The sequence below is a fragment of the Nocardioides acrostichi genome (genome assembly GCF_015319165.1).
In the GTDB taxonomy this organism is placed as follows: domain Bacteria; phylum Actinomycetota; class Actinomycetes; order Propionibacteriales; family Nocardioidaceae; genus Nocardioides; species Nocardioides acrostichi.
In genome coordinates, this window is record NZ_JADIVZ010000001.1 from 223,213 (window position 1) to 236,200 (window position 12,988).

Below are 12,988 nucleotides of genomic sequence, written 5' to 3' on the forward strand. Positions count from 1 at the left end.
ATGCAGCATCAGGAGTCAAAGCTACACCCAATCTCCAGGTTTACCGAGGGTTCCATGGTCAGCACCACCCAGCCGGGCCTCGAGGACAGCGATCGGGCCGGCGATCCAAGGAGCCGGCACGTCCCGCGATCACGGCCCGCCCTGGCCCGGAGCGCTGCGTAGTCCCTTGGAACGATTTGACCTCCCAGAGGTCCGGGACACCCCTAGGTATGACGTCCTCGGGCATGCCCGACGGGCACCGTCGGCGACGTGACCCCGGCCGATGGCCCTGGCCGATCTCGCCTCACCGCCGAGCGGTCGGTACCGCGCCGACGGGTCACCACCCCCGCCCACGAACCGCTCGACCCCGATCGGGGCAGAAGAAGCGAACCGAAGGAAATCACCATGACCGCATTGCTGCTGGGCAGCATCAGCACCCTCATCGACACCTCGGAGCTGCAGCGCCAGGCGTTCAACGACGCCTTCGCCGAGCACGGCCTGGAGTGGTCCTGGTCGCAGGAGGAGTACCGCAGCCTGCTCGACAGCAATGGCGGTCGCGACCGCATCGCCGCCTTCGCCGAGGCTCGCGGCGAGGAGGTGGACGCCGACGCGGTGCACGCCACGAAGTCCGCGAAGTTCCGCGAGGCGCTCACCGGCTCGCCACTCGCCCCGCGGGCCGGCGTCGTCGAGACCGTGGCGGCCGCACGGGAGGCGGGCGCCAAGGTCGCACTGGTCACCACCACCTCGCCCGACAACGTCGCCGCGGTGCTCCAGGCCCTCGACGGTGCCATCGAGTTCGACACCACCGTCGACTCCGGCCAGGTCGAGGCGGGCAAGCCCGACCCGGCCGCCTACGCCCTGGCGCTCGAGCGGCTCGAGGAGTCTCCCGAGGCCTGCGTGGCCGTGGAGGACAACCCGGGCGGCGCGGCGTCCGCGGCAGCCGCGGGCGTGCGCTGCCTCGGCTTCCCCAACGAGAACACCGCCGGTCTCGACCTCGGCGACGTCGTGGACGTGGTCGACCGGCTCGATCCCGCCCGGACCACCGAGCTGCTCGGCGCCTGAGCCACCTCGCCCTGCCGACGTCCCGTCTCACCCACCTTCCCCCAGCATCCCCAGGAGGACGACCATGACCGTCGTCGAGTCACGCCTGACCGCCACCGAGCGGTCCTTCCACGTCGAGGCCTACGAGAAGATCGAGTACACGCTCGACTACGTCGACGGGGTCTTCGACCCCGCCAACCCCCAGCTCGCCGACGCCTTCTCCGCGTGGGGTCGCTGCCTCGCGGTGGTCGACCGCAACGTGCTGGCGATGCGCGGCGAGGAACTACGTGCCTACTTCGAGCACCACGGCATCGACCTGCGCGTGCAGGAGGTGCGCATCGCCGAGGTGCACAAGTCACTGCGCACGGTGGAGCAGCTCGTCGACGCGTTCGCCGACTTCGGGCTGATCCGCAAGGAGCCGGTGCTCGTGGTCGGCGGCGGGCTGACCACCGACGTCGCCGGCTTCGCCTGCGCCGCCTACAAGCGCAGCACCGACTACGTGCGCATCCCGACCACGCTCATCGGACTCATCGACGCCTCGGTGAGCATCAAGGTCGGGGCCAACCACGGCCACCTGAAGAACCGGTTGGGCGCCTATCACGCCTCCAAGCAGGTGCTCCTGGACTTCTCCTTCCTGGGCACGTTGCCCACCGACCAGCTGCGCAACGGCATCGCGGAGATCATCAAGATCGCCACCGTCGGCGACGCGGATCTGTTCGGCCGGCTGGAGAAGTACGCCGAGGAGCTGCTCGAGCACTCCTTCGGCTTCGGTCCCGAGGGCGGGCACGTGCGCGAGGCCGGCGGCGCCATCACCTACGACGCCATCAAGCGCATGCTCGAGCTCGAGGTGCCCAACCTGCACGAGCTCGACCTCGATCGCGTCATCGCCTTCGGGCACACGTGGAGCCCCACGCTCGAGCTGGCGCCCGAGCGGCCGCTGTTCCACGGCCACGCGATCGCCGTGGACATGGCCTACTCGGCGACGCTGGCGGCCCGGTGCGGCTACATCACCGAGGCCGACCGCGACCGCGTGCACAGTCTCTTCACCCGGCTCGGGCTGTCGGTCGACAGCCCCTACCTCACGCCCGAGCTGATCGAGCAGGCGACGGCGTCGATCCTCCAGACCCGTGACGGCCGGCTGCGAGCCGCGTTGCCGCGACCGATCGGCACCTGCCACTTCGACAGCGACCTGCACGTCTCCGACCTCGTCGACGCCCTCGCCGACCACCGTGCGTTGTGCTCGGGTCTCGAGCGCGGCGGCGTCGGACTGGACGCCTTCACCCCCGCGGAGGTCGAGGCGCCCGTGCAGAGGACGTCGTGACGCGGGCCCGAACCCTCGCACCCCGCCCGGTCACGCCGGTGACCCTGGCGGCCGCGCTCGTGGACGACGCCGTGCGCGACCTCGACGCCGGGACACCGACCGCCGTGGTGCGCGCGGCGCTGGTCCGGGCGCAGGGTCTGCTCGCGGGGCATGACGCCTACCCGCGCACGATGAGCGGACCGCCCTCCGAGGCGCTCGCCCGGCTCGCGGAGCGCACGGCGTCGCACGACTGGGCCGCGCACGACGGGGTCGTCCCCCTGGAGCAGGAGATGCTCTCGGGCCATCTCGAGGGCTCCCTGCTCGCCCTGCTCGTGGCGCTCGGCGGGGCGCGGCGCGTGCTCGAGGTGGGTCTCTTCACCGGCTACTCGGCCCTGGCGATGGCCGAGGCGCTGCCCTCGGACGGTGAGGTGGTGGCGTGCGAGATCGACCCCGGCGTGGCCGCTCTCGCCCGGGAGTCACTCGACTCCTCCGAGGCCGGGCGCCGGGTGCGCGTCGAGGTCGGGCCGGCCGCGGAGACCCTGGGCATGCTGGCCGGCAGGGGGGAGGTCTTCGACCTCGTCTTCGTCGACGCCGACAAGACCGGCTACCCGGGCTACGTGGCGCAGGTGCTCGACGCCGGGCTGCTGCGCGTGGGCGGTCTGCTCTGCGTCGACAACACGATGCTGCAGGGCGAGCCGTGGTCCGAGCACCCCACCGAGGCCGGCGCCGCCGTGCACGCGGCGAGCCGGCTGCTCGCCGAGGATCCGCGGGTCGCGCCGGTGCTGGTTCCGCTACGCGACGGACTGACCCTGGCCCGGAGGCTCGCGTGAGCCCCGAGGCCGCGCCGCGCGGCTCGCGGATCCGTACGGCCGCAGTGCTCGGGCTCCTCGCCCTGGCCGCCCCCCTCGACCTCGCCCTGGTGGGCGCCGCCTCGGTGGCCGGCCGGGTGCGCGGTGCCGGGACCGACCACACCCGGCAGGCCGCCCGGCGCCGCACGGTCCTGCTCACCGGCGGCAAGATGACCAAGGCCCTGCACCTGGCGCGGGCCTTCCACCGGGCAGGACACCGGGTGGTGCTCGTCGAGACCCCCAGCTACCGCTGGACCGCGCACCGCTTCTCACGCTGCGTCGACGCCTTCCACCTCGTCGAGCCGCCCGACTCGCCCGGCTACGCGGCATCCCTGCTGCGGGTGGTCGAGGCCGAGGGCGTCGACGTCGTGGTGCCGGTCTGCGCGCCCGCCTCCAGCATCCCGGACGCCGAGGCGCGCGCGCTGCTCGACGAGCACTGCGAGGTGGTGCACCCGCACGCCGACGACGTCCGCCGCGTCGACGACAAGGCGGCCTTCGCGGCCCTCGCCGCCGAGCTGGGCCTGGCCGTACCGGACACCCACCGCGTCGCCAGCCGGGCCGAGGCGGTCGAGGTCGTCGACTCCCTGGCCCGCAGCGCGCCCGGAGTGCGCTACGTGCTGAAGTCGATCGTCTACGACCCCGTGCGGCGGCTGGACCTGACGCCCCTGCCCCGGCCGACCCGGGCCGAGACCGAGACGTTCGTGGCTGGTCTGCCCATCGACGCCGAGCACCCCTGGATCGTGCAGGAGTGGGTCGCAGGCACCGAGTTCTGCACCCACGGCACGGTGCGCGAGGGACGGCTGCGCGCCTACGTGTGCTGCCGCTCCTCGGCCTTCCAGCTCTCCTACGAAGCGGTCGAGCACCCCGGCGTCCGCGACTGGGTGGAGCGGTTCGTGGCCGCGACCGACCTGACCGGCCAGCTCTCCTTCGACCTCATGGAACGGCCGGACGGCACGGTGGTCGGCATCGAGTGCAACCCTCGCCCGCACTCGGCCGTCACCCTCCTGCGCGAACCCCGCGCGCTCGCCGCCGCCTACCTCGACCAGGGACACGACCAGGAACGCGACCAGGAACGCGACCAGGGAGGCCAGGAACACGACCAGGGACACGACCAGGAACGCGACCAGGGAGGCCAGGAACGCGCGTGGCCCATCGAGCCGGCCCTGGGCGACCGGCCGACCTACTGGCTGCACCACGAGATCTGGCAGGTGCTGCGCCACCCGCGCTCCGCGGGTCCGCACCTGCGGCTGCTGCGCCGGGGGCGCGATGCCGTGCTCGACGCCCACGACCCGTGGCCGTTCTGGCTGCTGTACCACCTGCAGCTGCCCTCGCTCCTGGTCGACGCCTGGCGTCGCGGACGCCCGTGGCTGCGGCTGGACCCGAACATCGGCAAGCTCGTGGCGCCGGCGGGTGACTGAGATGATCAGGGGCTCGAGATCCGCCCCGCGCACGGTGCTGCACATCGCAGGGTCGCCCACCAGCCACGCCTTCGCCGACCTCTCTCGGCTCTACGCCCGCGCTGCCCTCGCGACTCTGCGCGAGAGGACGCCGCACCGGCACGAGGTGATCTGGGTCGACCCGGACGGCTCGTGGCGACCGGTCGCCGACCTCGAGCCGGGGACACTGGCCGTCGCGCCGCAGCTCAGCCTGCTCGAGGGACTCGCGCACGTCGCCGACCTCGCGCCGGACGCCGCGCTGCCGCAGCTGTTCTGCCGGGCCGGCATGACCACTGTGAGAGCGGTCCTCGAGGCCATCGGCGTGCCGATCGTGGGCAACGATGCCGTCACCATGTCGCTGGGGGCCGACAAGGACCGGGCCCGGGCTCTCGTCGCGGCCGAGGGAGTGGCCGTGCCCGAGGCCACCCTCCTGCGGCCTGGCGACGAGGCGGTGCCGGGCACCGCGATGTCACCCGTCGTGGTCAAGCCCGCCGACGCCGACAACTCCGACGGCGTCACCCTCGTGCGCAGTGGGGGCGACCTGGCCGGTGCCGTGGCCCGGGCGCGCCGTCATGCCACCGGGCACGCCGGGGCTCGCGTGCTGGTGGAGCGCTACGTCCCGCTGGGCCGAGAGGTGCGGTGCGGGGTGCTGGAGATCGACGGCGAGCTGGTCACGCTGCCGCTGGAGGAGTATGCGGTCGACGAGACCTCCAAGCCGGTGCGCGACCGCGCCGACAAGTTGCGCGGCAGTGGCGCCGACCTCGCGCTCGTCGCGAAGGATGCAGAGCACGCGTGGGTCGTGGACCCCGCCGACCCGGTGACGGCGCCGGTGCATGCGGCCGCGCTCGCCTGCTACCGCGCCCTCGGGTGCCGGCACTACGGCCTCTTCGACTTCCGTGTCGACCCCGAGGGGCGGCCGTGGTTCCTCGAAGCCGGCCTCTACTGCTCCTTCTCGCCCAGCAGCGTCCTGGTCGTCATGGCCGCCGCGGCCGGGATCGGTCTCGCGACGCAGTTCGAGGCGGCCCTCACCGCGGCGCTCGGCCCCCGGCACCGATCCCGACCCCACTCACCACGCCTCAGGAGCAGCCCGTGACCGACTGGTCCTACGGCGTCGCCGTCGAACCCCTGCGCCCCCTCGGTGCCCAGGTGATGGGCCTGCGCGTGGAGTCGCTGAGCCCGGCGCAGGCCGACCTCGTGAAGGATGCGCTGGCCGACCACGGCGTCGTCGTGTTCCCTGGGCAGACGGTCGGCGACGAGGCTTTCCTCGCCTTCTTGACCTCGCTGGGCGAGCCGGTGTTCACCGTCGGCGAGACGCCCGTGCCCGGGTGGCCCGATCTCAACGTCATCTCGAACGTGGGTCGCGACCGGCCACCGCGCAGCGCCTGGCACGTCGACACCAGCTACGTCGACAGCCCACCCGCCTACACCGCTCTGCGTGCCGTGTCGGTGCCGGCGCAGGGAGGCGCCACCTTGTTCAGCGACCAGTACGCCGCGCTCGACACGCTGGCGCCCGACCTGCGCGCGGCGGTCGAGGGCCGCACGGCGACCCACGTGGTCACCGGGGTCGACCCCGGTCCCGGCGAGCAGCGCTCGGCCGAGCACCCGCTCGTGCGTCCGCACCCCCGCACCGGCCGCCCCGCGCTGTACCTCACCAGTCCGGCGCGCATGGCGCGCGTGGAAGGGCTGAGCGACGACGAGGCCGCTGACCTGGTCGTCCGGCTCCACGAGCACTCCACCGCCTCCGAGCGCGTGCTCGAGCACTCCTGGGAGCAGGGCGACGTGGTGGTCTGGGACAACGCCTGCGTCATGCACCGCGCCGACCACAGCGCCGTGGTCGGCGACCGGGTCATGCACCGCGGGATGGTCCGGTGACCCGCCACGAGGCTCGCGGCGACCCACTCCTCATCTCCCGTCGTCGGGGGTTGCGGGCAGCGTGACCTCGGTCTACACCTGGGCCGTGCTGCTGCGGACCTTCACGAGCCGACTCGAGTCCGAGGCCGAGGTGGCGCACGCGTGCGAGCGGGTGTTCGCCGTCGTCTCCGACCCCGACTTCATCTCCCGGAGCACCCCGTTCATCCGGCGGGTCACCGATCTCGGGGACGGGCGGTGGCGTTGGCACGTGGTCGACATCCCGACACCGCAGGGGAGTTTCGGCGCCGTGCTGACCCAGCGCACGGAGCTGGACCCGCCGCAACGGGTGCGCTTCCGTCACGAGCCGCAGGGAGCCGAGCTCGCGGGCGCCGACGGCACCTTCACCCTGACGCCGGTGGCCGCGCCCGACGGCCCGCGGACCCGGCTGCGGATCGATATGACGGTGCGCGCCCGGGTGCCCGCACCGCGGGTGACCGCACCCGTGGTGGAGCAGGCGATGCGCGGCGTCCTGGCCCTGATGCGGCAGCGGTTCGTCGCGGCGCTCACCGAGGAACTGGCGGACTGACGGTGCTCGGGTGCTGGCTACGCATCGCGTGGTTCGAGATGCTGTCGGGCCCACCGGACTGCCTGGGAGCGGTGGTCGACCCCGATCTTGCGATAGGCCGTGCGCACGTAGGTCTTGACGGAGTTGATGGAGAGCTCCGCGACCTCGCCGATCTCGGTGTTGGTCAGGCCGGCAGAGATCAGGTGCAACACCTGCTCCTCGCGCCGGGTCAGCACGACGCCGTCACCGAAGGCCCCGTCGCCGGGGAACGCGGCCCGCACGGGCTCGGGATCGCGGGCGATCGCAAGGACCAAGGCGGCCACCGAGTCGACCGGGTGGTGCTTGAGCACCTCGCCGTCGTAGCTGATCGGCAGCCGATGGTCGTCGGGCGCCCAGCTCCACCGCACGATCACGGGCGACCATGTGCGTACGACATCGCCCAGCACCATCTGGTGGGAGGGCCCGAGCCGCTGCGGTTCGACGAGCACGACATCGCAGGGTTCGTCGACCTGGTCCGTGCGACGGACGACGATGGCCGGATGCGCCCGCAGCGCCTGCTCGACGATGCGACGGCTGCTCTCGTAGGCGTCGAGAACGGTGACGTGCACCGTGGCCTTGTCGTGCATGACGCACCTCCTGAGAGCGTGGGGGAGACGACGAGGGTCGTTCGGACGACCCCACCCAACATGGCAGCAAAGGGGCACCCACCGCGTCGTTCCAAGGGACTAGGAGCGCCGGAGCGTGGCGTGACGGGTCTCACGCGCCCCCGACGCGGTCGACGCGCTCGAACTGCACCGCTCCTCACCCCTGGTTCCTTCGGACGGGCCCGTTCGGGGGTTGCCCCGGGTCGCCCGGCCGGGCAGCGTGCGCTCCATGGTCCGCGCCTTCGACGACCAGACTGACGACCTCGTCGTGCTGGTCGACGCCGAGGGCCGTGCGATCGGCACGGCCGACCGCACGGGAGTGCACACGCCGCACACCCCACGTCACCTGGCGTTCTCTCTCTACGTGCTCGACGACGCCGGGCGGCTGCTGCTCACCCGCCGGGCGCTGACCAAGCGAGCGTGGCCAGGGGTGTGGACCAACTCCTGTTGCGGCCACCCCCGCCCCGGGGAGGAGATGTCGACCGCGGTCCGGCGCCGAGTGGCCGAGGAGCTCGGCCTGGACATCGAGGAGCCGCGGGTGGTGCTGCCGGACTTCGGCTACCGGGCCGTCGACGCCTCGGGCGTCGTCGAGCACGAGCTCTGCCCGGTACACGTCGTCACCGTCCCGGCCGGCACCGAGCCGCGAGCCGACCCGGCCGAGGTGGTCGAGCACGCCTGGGTGGCCTGGCCCGACGTCGTCCGGCTGGTGGCCGCGGCCCCGGCGCTGGTGAGCCCCTGGATGGCCGAGCAGGTGCCCCTGCTGGCTGCGGGCGCCCTGAGCCGTCTGGAGTCGGATGAGGAGCGGGGGGTCTCGTGACGCTCGCCGACCGCGCCGGGGCACAACCGGCGCCCGACCCGGCCGCTGCGATGGAGGCGGTCGAGCGACTGCTGGCCGCGCGCTTGGAGAGGCTGGCGCAGGAGTGGTCGGTGGGCGCGTCCGAGGATCCCGTGCTGGGCGGCCACGACCTCCCGCGACTGCTGGCCGATCTGGTGCTCGGCGGTGGCAAGCGGCTGCGGCCGCTGCTGTGCCACTGGGGCTGGGTGGCCGCCGGGGGCGCGACGCGTGACGAGGATCCCGGGATCCCGGTGCGCCTGGGTGCCGCGCTGGAGCTGCTGCACGCCTTCGGTCTCGTCCAGGACGACGTCATGGACGCCTCGGTCACCCGACGCGGCCGACCCGCCGTGCACGTCGCTGCCGCGGCCCGGCACCGGGCTGTGGGGGCCTTCGACGACGCCACTCGGTATGGCGAGAGCGTCGCCGTGCTCGTGGGGGATCTCGCGCACGCCGAGGCCGACGCCCTGGTCGGTGGCCTGGCGCCCGCCGTCCGACACCTGTGGTGGCGCACCTCGGTGGAGTTGGTGCGGGGGCAGGCCCGTGACCTCTCCGGTGCCGCCCTCGGCGGAGGTGCGGACCCCGTGGCCCTGGCCTGGGAGGTGGCACGCGCCAAGTCCGGCGCCTACACCGTGCAGCGGCCCGTCGAGCTCGGCGCCGTCGCCGCCGAGGCGCCGCCGGAGGCCAGCGGCGTGCTCACCGCCTTCGGGAGAACCCTGGGCGAGGTGTTCGCGCTGCGCGACGACCTGCTCGGCGTGTTCGGCGACCCGGCACGCACCGGCAAGCCCGTGGGCGACGACCTGCGCTCGGGCAAGCCGACCGTGCTGCTGGCCTGGACCGAGCAGCGCTGCGCCGACGAGGCGGCCGCCGCGGTACGGCGGCTGCGTACGCACACCCACGACGAGTCCGACGTCGACCGGGTCGTGACCGCGATGATCGGTAGCGGCGTCCGCGCCGAGGCCGAGGAGCGGGTGCGCCGCGGCCACGCCGCGGCCGTGGCCCTGCTCGCCTCGCCGGCCCTCGACCGCGACGGCGCGGCCGGGCTGCGCGAGGTCGCCGACCTGGTCGCCTGGAGGGACCGGTGAACCGCGTCGTCGTCGTGGGTGCCGGCCTGGCCGGGCTCGCCACCGCGTGCCACCTCTCCCGCAGCGGTCACGAGGTCGTGGTCGTGGAGTCGCAGGACCAGGTGGGCGGCCGCGGGGCGCGGCTCGAGCGGGGCGGGTATGCCTTCGATCTCGGTCCCACCGTGCTCACGATGCGCGGCCTGCTGGCCGACGTCGTGGGTGCCGCCGGCGGGGATCTCGACGCGCTGCTGCCCATGGAGCTGCTCGACCCTGCCTACCGTGCGCGCTTCCACGACGGCAGCGAGATCGAGGTGCGGCACGGGCACGACGCCATGCGCAAGGAGATCGAGCTCGCCTGCGGCCCCGACGATGCCGACGCCTTCGACGCGTTCGTGCCATGGCTGCGGCGCCTCTACGAGGTCGAGATGCCGCACTTCATCGACCGCAACCTCGACGGTCCGCTCTCCCTGGTCTCGCGACCCGGGCCGGCTGCGCGGCTGCTGGCCATGGGCGGGTTCGGGCGGCTGGGCCGCGCCGTCGAACGTCGCTTCACCGACGAGCGACTGCACCGGCTGTTCACCTTCCAGGCGATGTACGCCGGGCTGGCCCCGCGTGAGGCCCTCGCGATCTACGCGGTCATCACCTACATGGACTGCATCGAGGGCGTCTGGTTTCCCGAGGGCGGCATGGCGGCGGTGCCCCGTGCCCTGGCCCGCGCCGCCACCGACGCCGGCGTCGCCGTGCACACCGGACGCCGTGTCACGCGCGTGCTGCGCCGGTCCGACGGTGCGGTGGCCGGGGTCGAGCTGGACGGCGGGCCGGGTAGCGGTTCGGACGGGCGCGAGGCGGTGTGGGCGGACGCGGTCGTGTGCACCCCGGACCTGCCGGTCGTCTACGACCGTCTCCTCCCCGACCTGCGCCCACCGCGGGCGACGCGCCGGGGTCGCTACTCGCCGTCCGCGGTGGTGTGGCACGTGGGAGTGCGTGGCGACCTGCCGGCTGGTGTGCGGCACCACAACATCCACTTCGCTCGGGCGTGGGACTCCTCGTTCGAGGCGCTGATCGGGCGCGGCGAGATGATGCCGGACCCCTCGCGGCTGGTGACCGTGCCCTCGCTGACCGACCCGTCGTTGGCGCCCGAGGGCGGGCACGTGCTGTACGTGCTCGAGCCGGCGCCCAACCTCGATGGTCGCGTCGACTGGTCACGGCAGCGCGGTCGCACCCGCGACGAGCTCGCCGCATTCTTGGCCCGCGAGGGCTACCCCACCGACATCGTCACCGAGGAGCTCGTCGACCCCCAGGACTGGCAGCGTCAGGGCATGGCCCGCGGCACGCCGTTCGCGCTCGCCCACACCTTCGGCCAGACCGGTCCGTTCCGACCGCGCAACCACGAGCCTCGGGTGCCGGGGCTCTTCTTCGCAGGCTCCGGCACCGTGCCGGGCGTCGGCGTACCGATGGTGCTCGTCTCCGGTCGCCTCGCGGCCGAGCGGGTGCTCGCCTACCTGCCCGGGAGCAGCCGATGACCACCCCGACTCCGACGTCCGCCGCCCGCGCCGACCGGGTCGCCGAGGGGTATCGCCGTTGCGCCGAGCTCACCCGGCGCCACGGCACCACCTATTTCTGGGGGGCCGCGGTGCTGCCGCGCGAGCAACGGCGCCACGTGCACGCCGTCTACGCGCTGTGCCGGCTGGCCGACGACCTCGTCGACGAGCCGGGGGCGGCGTGCTCGCCTGAGCGCACCGCGACGGAGCTGGCCGCGATGCGGGCCCGCTTCGAGCGGGCCGTGGCCGAGGGCGACAGCGACGACCCCGTGCTGGCGGCGGTCGCATCGACGGTCCGCGACACCGGCATCGACCCCGAGTGCTTCGAGCGCTTCTTCGGTGCGATGACGCAGGATCTCACCGTCACGCGCTACGAGACGTGGCCGGACCTGCTCGGGTACATGGAGGGCTCCGCGGCCGTCATCGGCGAGATGATGCTGCCGGTGCTCCAGCCCACCGACGACGCCGCGCGCGAGCCCGCCCGGGCGCTGGGCCAGGCCTTCCAGCTCACCAACTTCCTGCGCGACGTCGCCGAGGACCTCGACCGCGGCCGGGTCTACCTACCGCAGGAGGATCTGCGCCGCTTCGGCGCCGACCCGCGTCGCCGCGTCGCCGACGACGCCTGGCGAGACCTGATGGCCTTCGAGGTCGAGCGCAATCGCGAGCTCTACGACCTCGCCGACGTCGGTCTGGGCCTGCTGCCGCCCGCGTCACGACGATGTGTGAGCACCGCGCGGCGCCTCTACGCCGGCATCCTCGACCGCATCGAGGCGGCCGACTACGACGTGTTCACCGCCCGCGCCCGGGTGCCCACGTGGCGCAAGGCGGCCCTGGCCGGGCTGGCGCTCGGCGCGGGTCTGACCACTCCCGTCTCGGGCCCGGGTAGAGGGTCGCTCCCCAGCCGGGGGCCGGGCGGGGGCCGGATCCCGCTGGCGCTCAAGCCCATGCCCCGCCGCGACCGGCTCGAGCCGACCTGGCGCGACGCGCGCCCCGAGCGCATCCGACGCTCGCTCGACGCCGCACTGGCCCGCGACCCGGGCGGCTGGTACTGCGTCGGCGACCGGCGTGCGCTCCGCGAGCGTTCGGTGGTGCGGGTCGTGGGCGGTCGGGAGGTGGTGCTCTGGCGCACCTCCGACGGCGTCGCCGCTGGATCCGGCTCGTGTCCGCACCTCGGCGCGCTACTCGACGACTGCGAGGTGCACGGCGACCGGCTGCGCTGCCGCTGGCACGGTCTCGCCCTCCAGCCCGGCGGACAGCCCGGGTGGCCAGGGTTCGAGGCGCTCGACGACGGCGTGCTGCTGTGGGTGCGCCTGCCCACGGCCGGCGAGGCCGATCTACCCGCTCCGCGGCTGACCCGGCGTCCGGACCCGGCCCGATCGGTGGCCGCGGTCGTGGAGGTCGCGGGCGCCTGCGAGCCCCGCGACGTCGTCGCCAACCGCCTCGACCCGTGGCACGGCTCGTGGTTCCACCCCTACGCCTTCAGCCACCTCGAGGTCGACGAGCAGGCCAGCGACGACGACCTCCTCACCGTCGACGTCACCTACCGGCTCTCGCGCCGATGGGGAGTGCCCGTGCGTGCGGAGTTCGCCTGCCCCGACGCGCGCACGATCGTCATGACCATCACCGAGGGGGAGGGCGCCGGCAGCGTCGTCGAGACGCACGCGACGCCGCTCGGCCCCGGCCCCGACGGCAGGGGCCGCACGATGGTGGTCGAGGCCACCATCGCGACCTCGGACCGGCCCGGCTTCCAGGTGGCTCGCCGGGCCGCGGGGCTGATGCGCCCCGGCATGCGCGTTGCCGCCCGCCGCTTGTGGGTCGACGACATGACCTACGCCGAGCGCTCCGCTCTTCTCCGCATCCGCGGCGAGGACCACGGCATCTGAGCCA

At 73.6% G+C, this 12,988-nt stretch carries 12 protein-coding genes; 11 read left to right on the forward strand and 1 reads right to left on the reverse strand.

The window, feature by feature from the left end:
• Window positions 1–384 precede the first annotated feature (384 nt).
• The 7 genes from ISG29_RS01065 to ISG29_RS01095 all read left to right on the forward strand — a co-directional run bounded on the left by ISG29_RS01065 (window position 385) and on the right by ISG29_RS01095 (window position 7,041).
• Complete coding sequence (locus tag ISG29_RS01065; RefSeq protein ID WP_194501519.1) at window positions 385–1,041, forward strand: HAD family hydrolase; 657 nt, start codon at window positions 385–387, stop codon at window positions 1,039–1,041.
• A 64-nt stretch (window positions 1,042–1,105) separates the two neighbouring features.
• Window positions 1,106–2,341, forward strand: a complete 1,236-nt coding sequence (locus ISG29_RS01070) for a sedoheptulose 7-phosphate cyclase (RefSeq protein WP_194501520.1) — start codon at window positions 1,106–1,108, stop codon at window positions 2,339–2,341.
• Window positions 2,338–3,150, forward strand: coding sequence for an O-methyltransferase (locus ISG29_RS01075; RefSeq protein WP_194501521.1), 813 nt, complete (start codon window positions 2,338–2,340; stop codon window positions 3,148–3,150). Before ISG29_RS01070 ends, ISG29_RS01075 begins: the two co-directional genes overlap by 4 nt.
• Window positions 3,147–4,586, forward strand: a complete 1,440-nt coding sequence (locus ISG29_RS01080) for an ATP-grasp domain-containing protein (RefSeq protein WP_207792624.1) — start codon at window positions 3,147–3,149, stop codon at window positions 4,584–4,586. The genes ISG29_RS01075 and ISG29_RS01080 overlap by 4 nt, the downstream gene beginning before the upstream one ends.
• A 1-nt stretch (window position 4,587) precedes the next feature.
• Window positions 4,588–5,697 (forward strand): D-alanine--D-alanine ligase family protein, encoded by a 1,110-nt coding sequence (locus ISG29_RS01085; protein WP_194502198.1) that lies wholly within the window; start codon window positions 4,588–4,590, stop codon window positions 5,695–5,697.
• Window positions 5,694–6,476 carry a TauD/TfdA dioxygenase family protein gene (locus tag ISG29_RS01090; RefSeq protein ID WP_207792626.1) on the forward strand — a complete coding sequence of 261 codons (783 nt, stop codon included), beginning with the start codon at window positions 5,694–5,696 and terminating at the stop codon, window positions 6,474–6,476. Before ISG29_RS01085 ends, ISG29_RS01090 begins: the two co-directional genes overlap by 4 nt.
• A 61-nt stretch (window positions 6,477–6,537) precedes the next feature.
• Window positions 6,538–7,041: a CoxG family protein gene (locus ISG29_RS01095; protein ID WP_194501522.1), complete on the forward strand. Its 504-nt coding sequence runs from the start codon at window positions 6,538–6,540 to the stop codon at window positions 7,039–7,041.
• A 17-nt stretch (window positions 7,042–7,058) separates the two neighbouring features.
• Here the strand turns inward: ISG29_RS01095 and ISG29_RS01100 are convergent, their stop codons facing one another.
• Window positions 7,059–7,646, reverse strand: coding sequence for a helix-turn-helix transcriptional regulator (locus tag ISG29_RS01100; protein ID WP_194501523.1), 588 nt, complete (start codon window positions 7,644–7,646; stop codon window positions 7,059–7,061).
• Between the two features lie 247 nt (window positions 7,647–7,893).
• On the opposite strand from ISG29_RS01100, the gene idi reads away from it, so the two are divergent.
• Genes idi through ISG29_RS20585 form a run of 4 tightly spaced genes read left to right on the forward strand, consistent with a single transcriptional unit; the run spans window position 7,894 to window position 12,984 of the window.
• Window positions 7,894–8,481: an isopentenyl-diphosphate Delta-isomerase gene (idi, locus tag ISG29_RS01105; protein WP_194501524.1), complete on the forward strand. Its 588-nt coding sequence runs from the start codon at window positions 7,894–7,896 to the stop codon at window positions 8,479–8,481.
• Window positions 8,478–9,581, forward strand: a complete 1,104-nt coding sequence (locus ISG29_RS01110; protein WP_194501525.1) for a polyprenyl synthetase family protein — start codon at window positions 8,478–8,480, stop codon at window positions 9,579–9,581. The genes idi and ISG29_RS01110 overlap by 4 nt, the downstream gene beginning before the upstream one ends.
• Window positions 9,578–11,083: a phytoene desaturase family protein gene (locus tag ISG29_RS01115; RefSeq protein WP_194501526.1), complete on the forward strand. Its 1,506-nt coding sequence runs from the start codon at window positions 9,578–9,580 to the stop codon at window positions 11,081–11,083. The genes ISG29_RS01110 and ISG29_RS01115 overlap by 4 nt, the downstream gene beginning before the upstream one ends.
• Window positions 11,080–12,984, forward strand: coding sequence for a DUF5914 domain-containing protein (locus ISG29_RS20585; RefSeq protein WP_235958409.1), 1,905 nt, complete (start codon window positions 11,080–11,082; stop codon window positions 12,982–12,984). Before ISG29_RS01115 ends, ISG29_RS20585 begins: the two co-directional genes overlap by 4 nt.
• The last annotated feature ends 4 nt before the right edge of the window (window positions 12,985–12,988 follow it).

Bases quoted from the DNA above. Each gene is read 5' to 3' on its own strand.
- ISG29_RS01065 (WP_194501519.1), top strand. From the start codon at position 385: ATGACCGCATTGCTGCTGGGCAGCATCAGCACCCTCATCGACACCTCG.
- idi (WP_194501524.1), top strand. From the start codon at position 7,894: ATGGTCCGCGCCTTCGACGACCAGACTGACGACCTCGTCGTGCTGGTC.
- ISG29_RS01085 (WP_194502198.1), top strand. From the start codon at position 4,588: ATGATCAGGGGCTCGAGATCCGCCCCGCGCACGGTGCTGCACATCGCA.
- ISG29_RS01070 (WP_194501520.1), top strand. From the start codon at position 1,106: ATGACCGTCGTCGAGTCACGCCTGACCGCCACCGAGCGGTCCTTCCAC.
- ISG29_RS20585 (WP_235958409.1), top strand. From the start codon at position 11,080: ATGACCACCCCGACTCCGACGTCCGCCGCCCGCGCCGACCGGGTCGCC.
- ISG29_RS01100 (WP_194501523.1), bottom strand. From the start codon at position 7,646: ATGCACGACAAGGCCACGGTGCACGTCACCGTTCTCGACGCCTACGAG.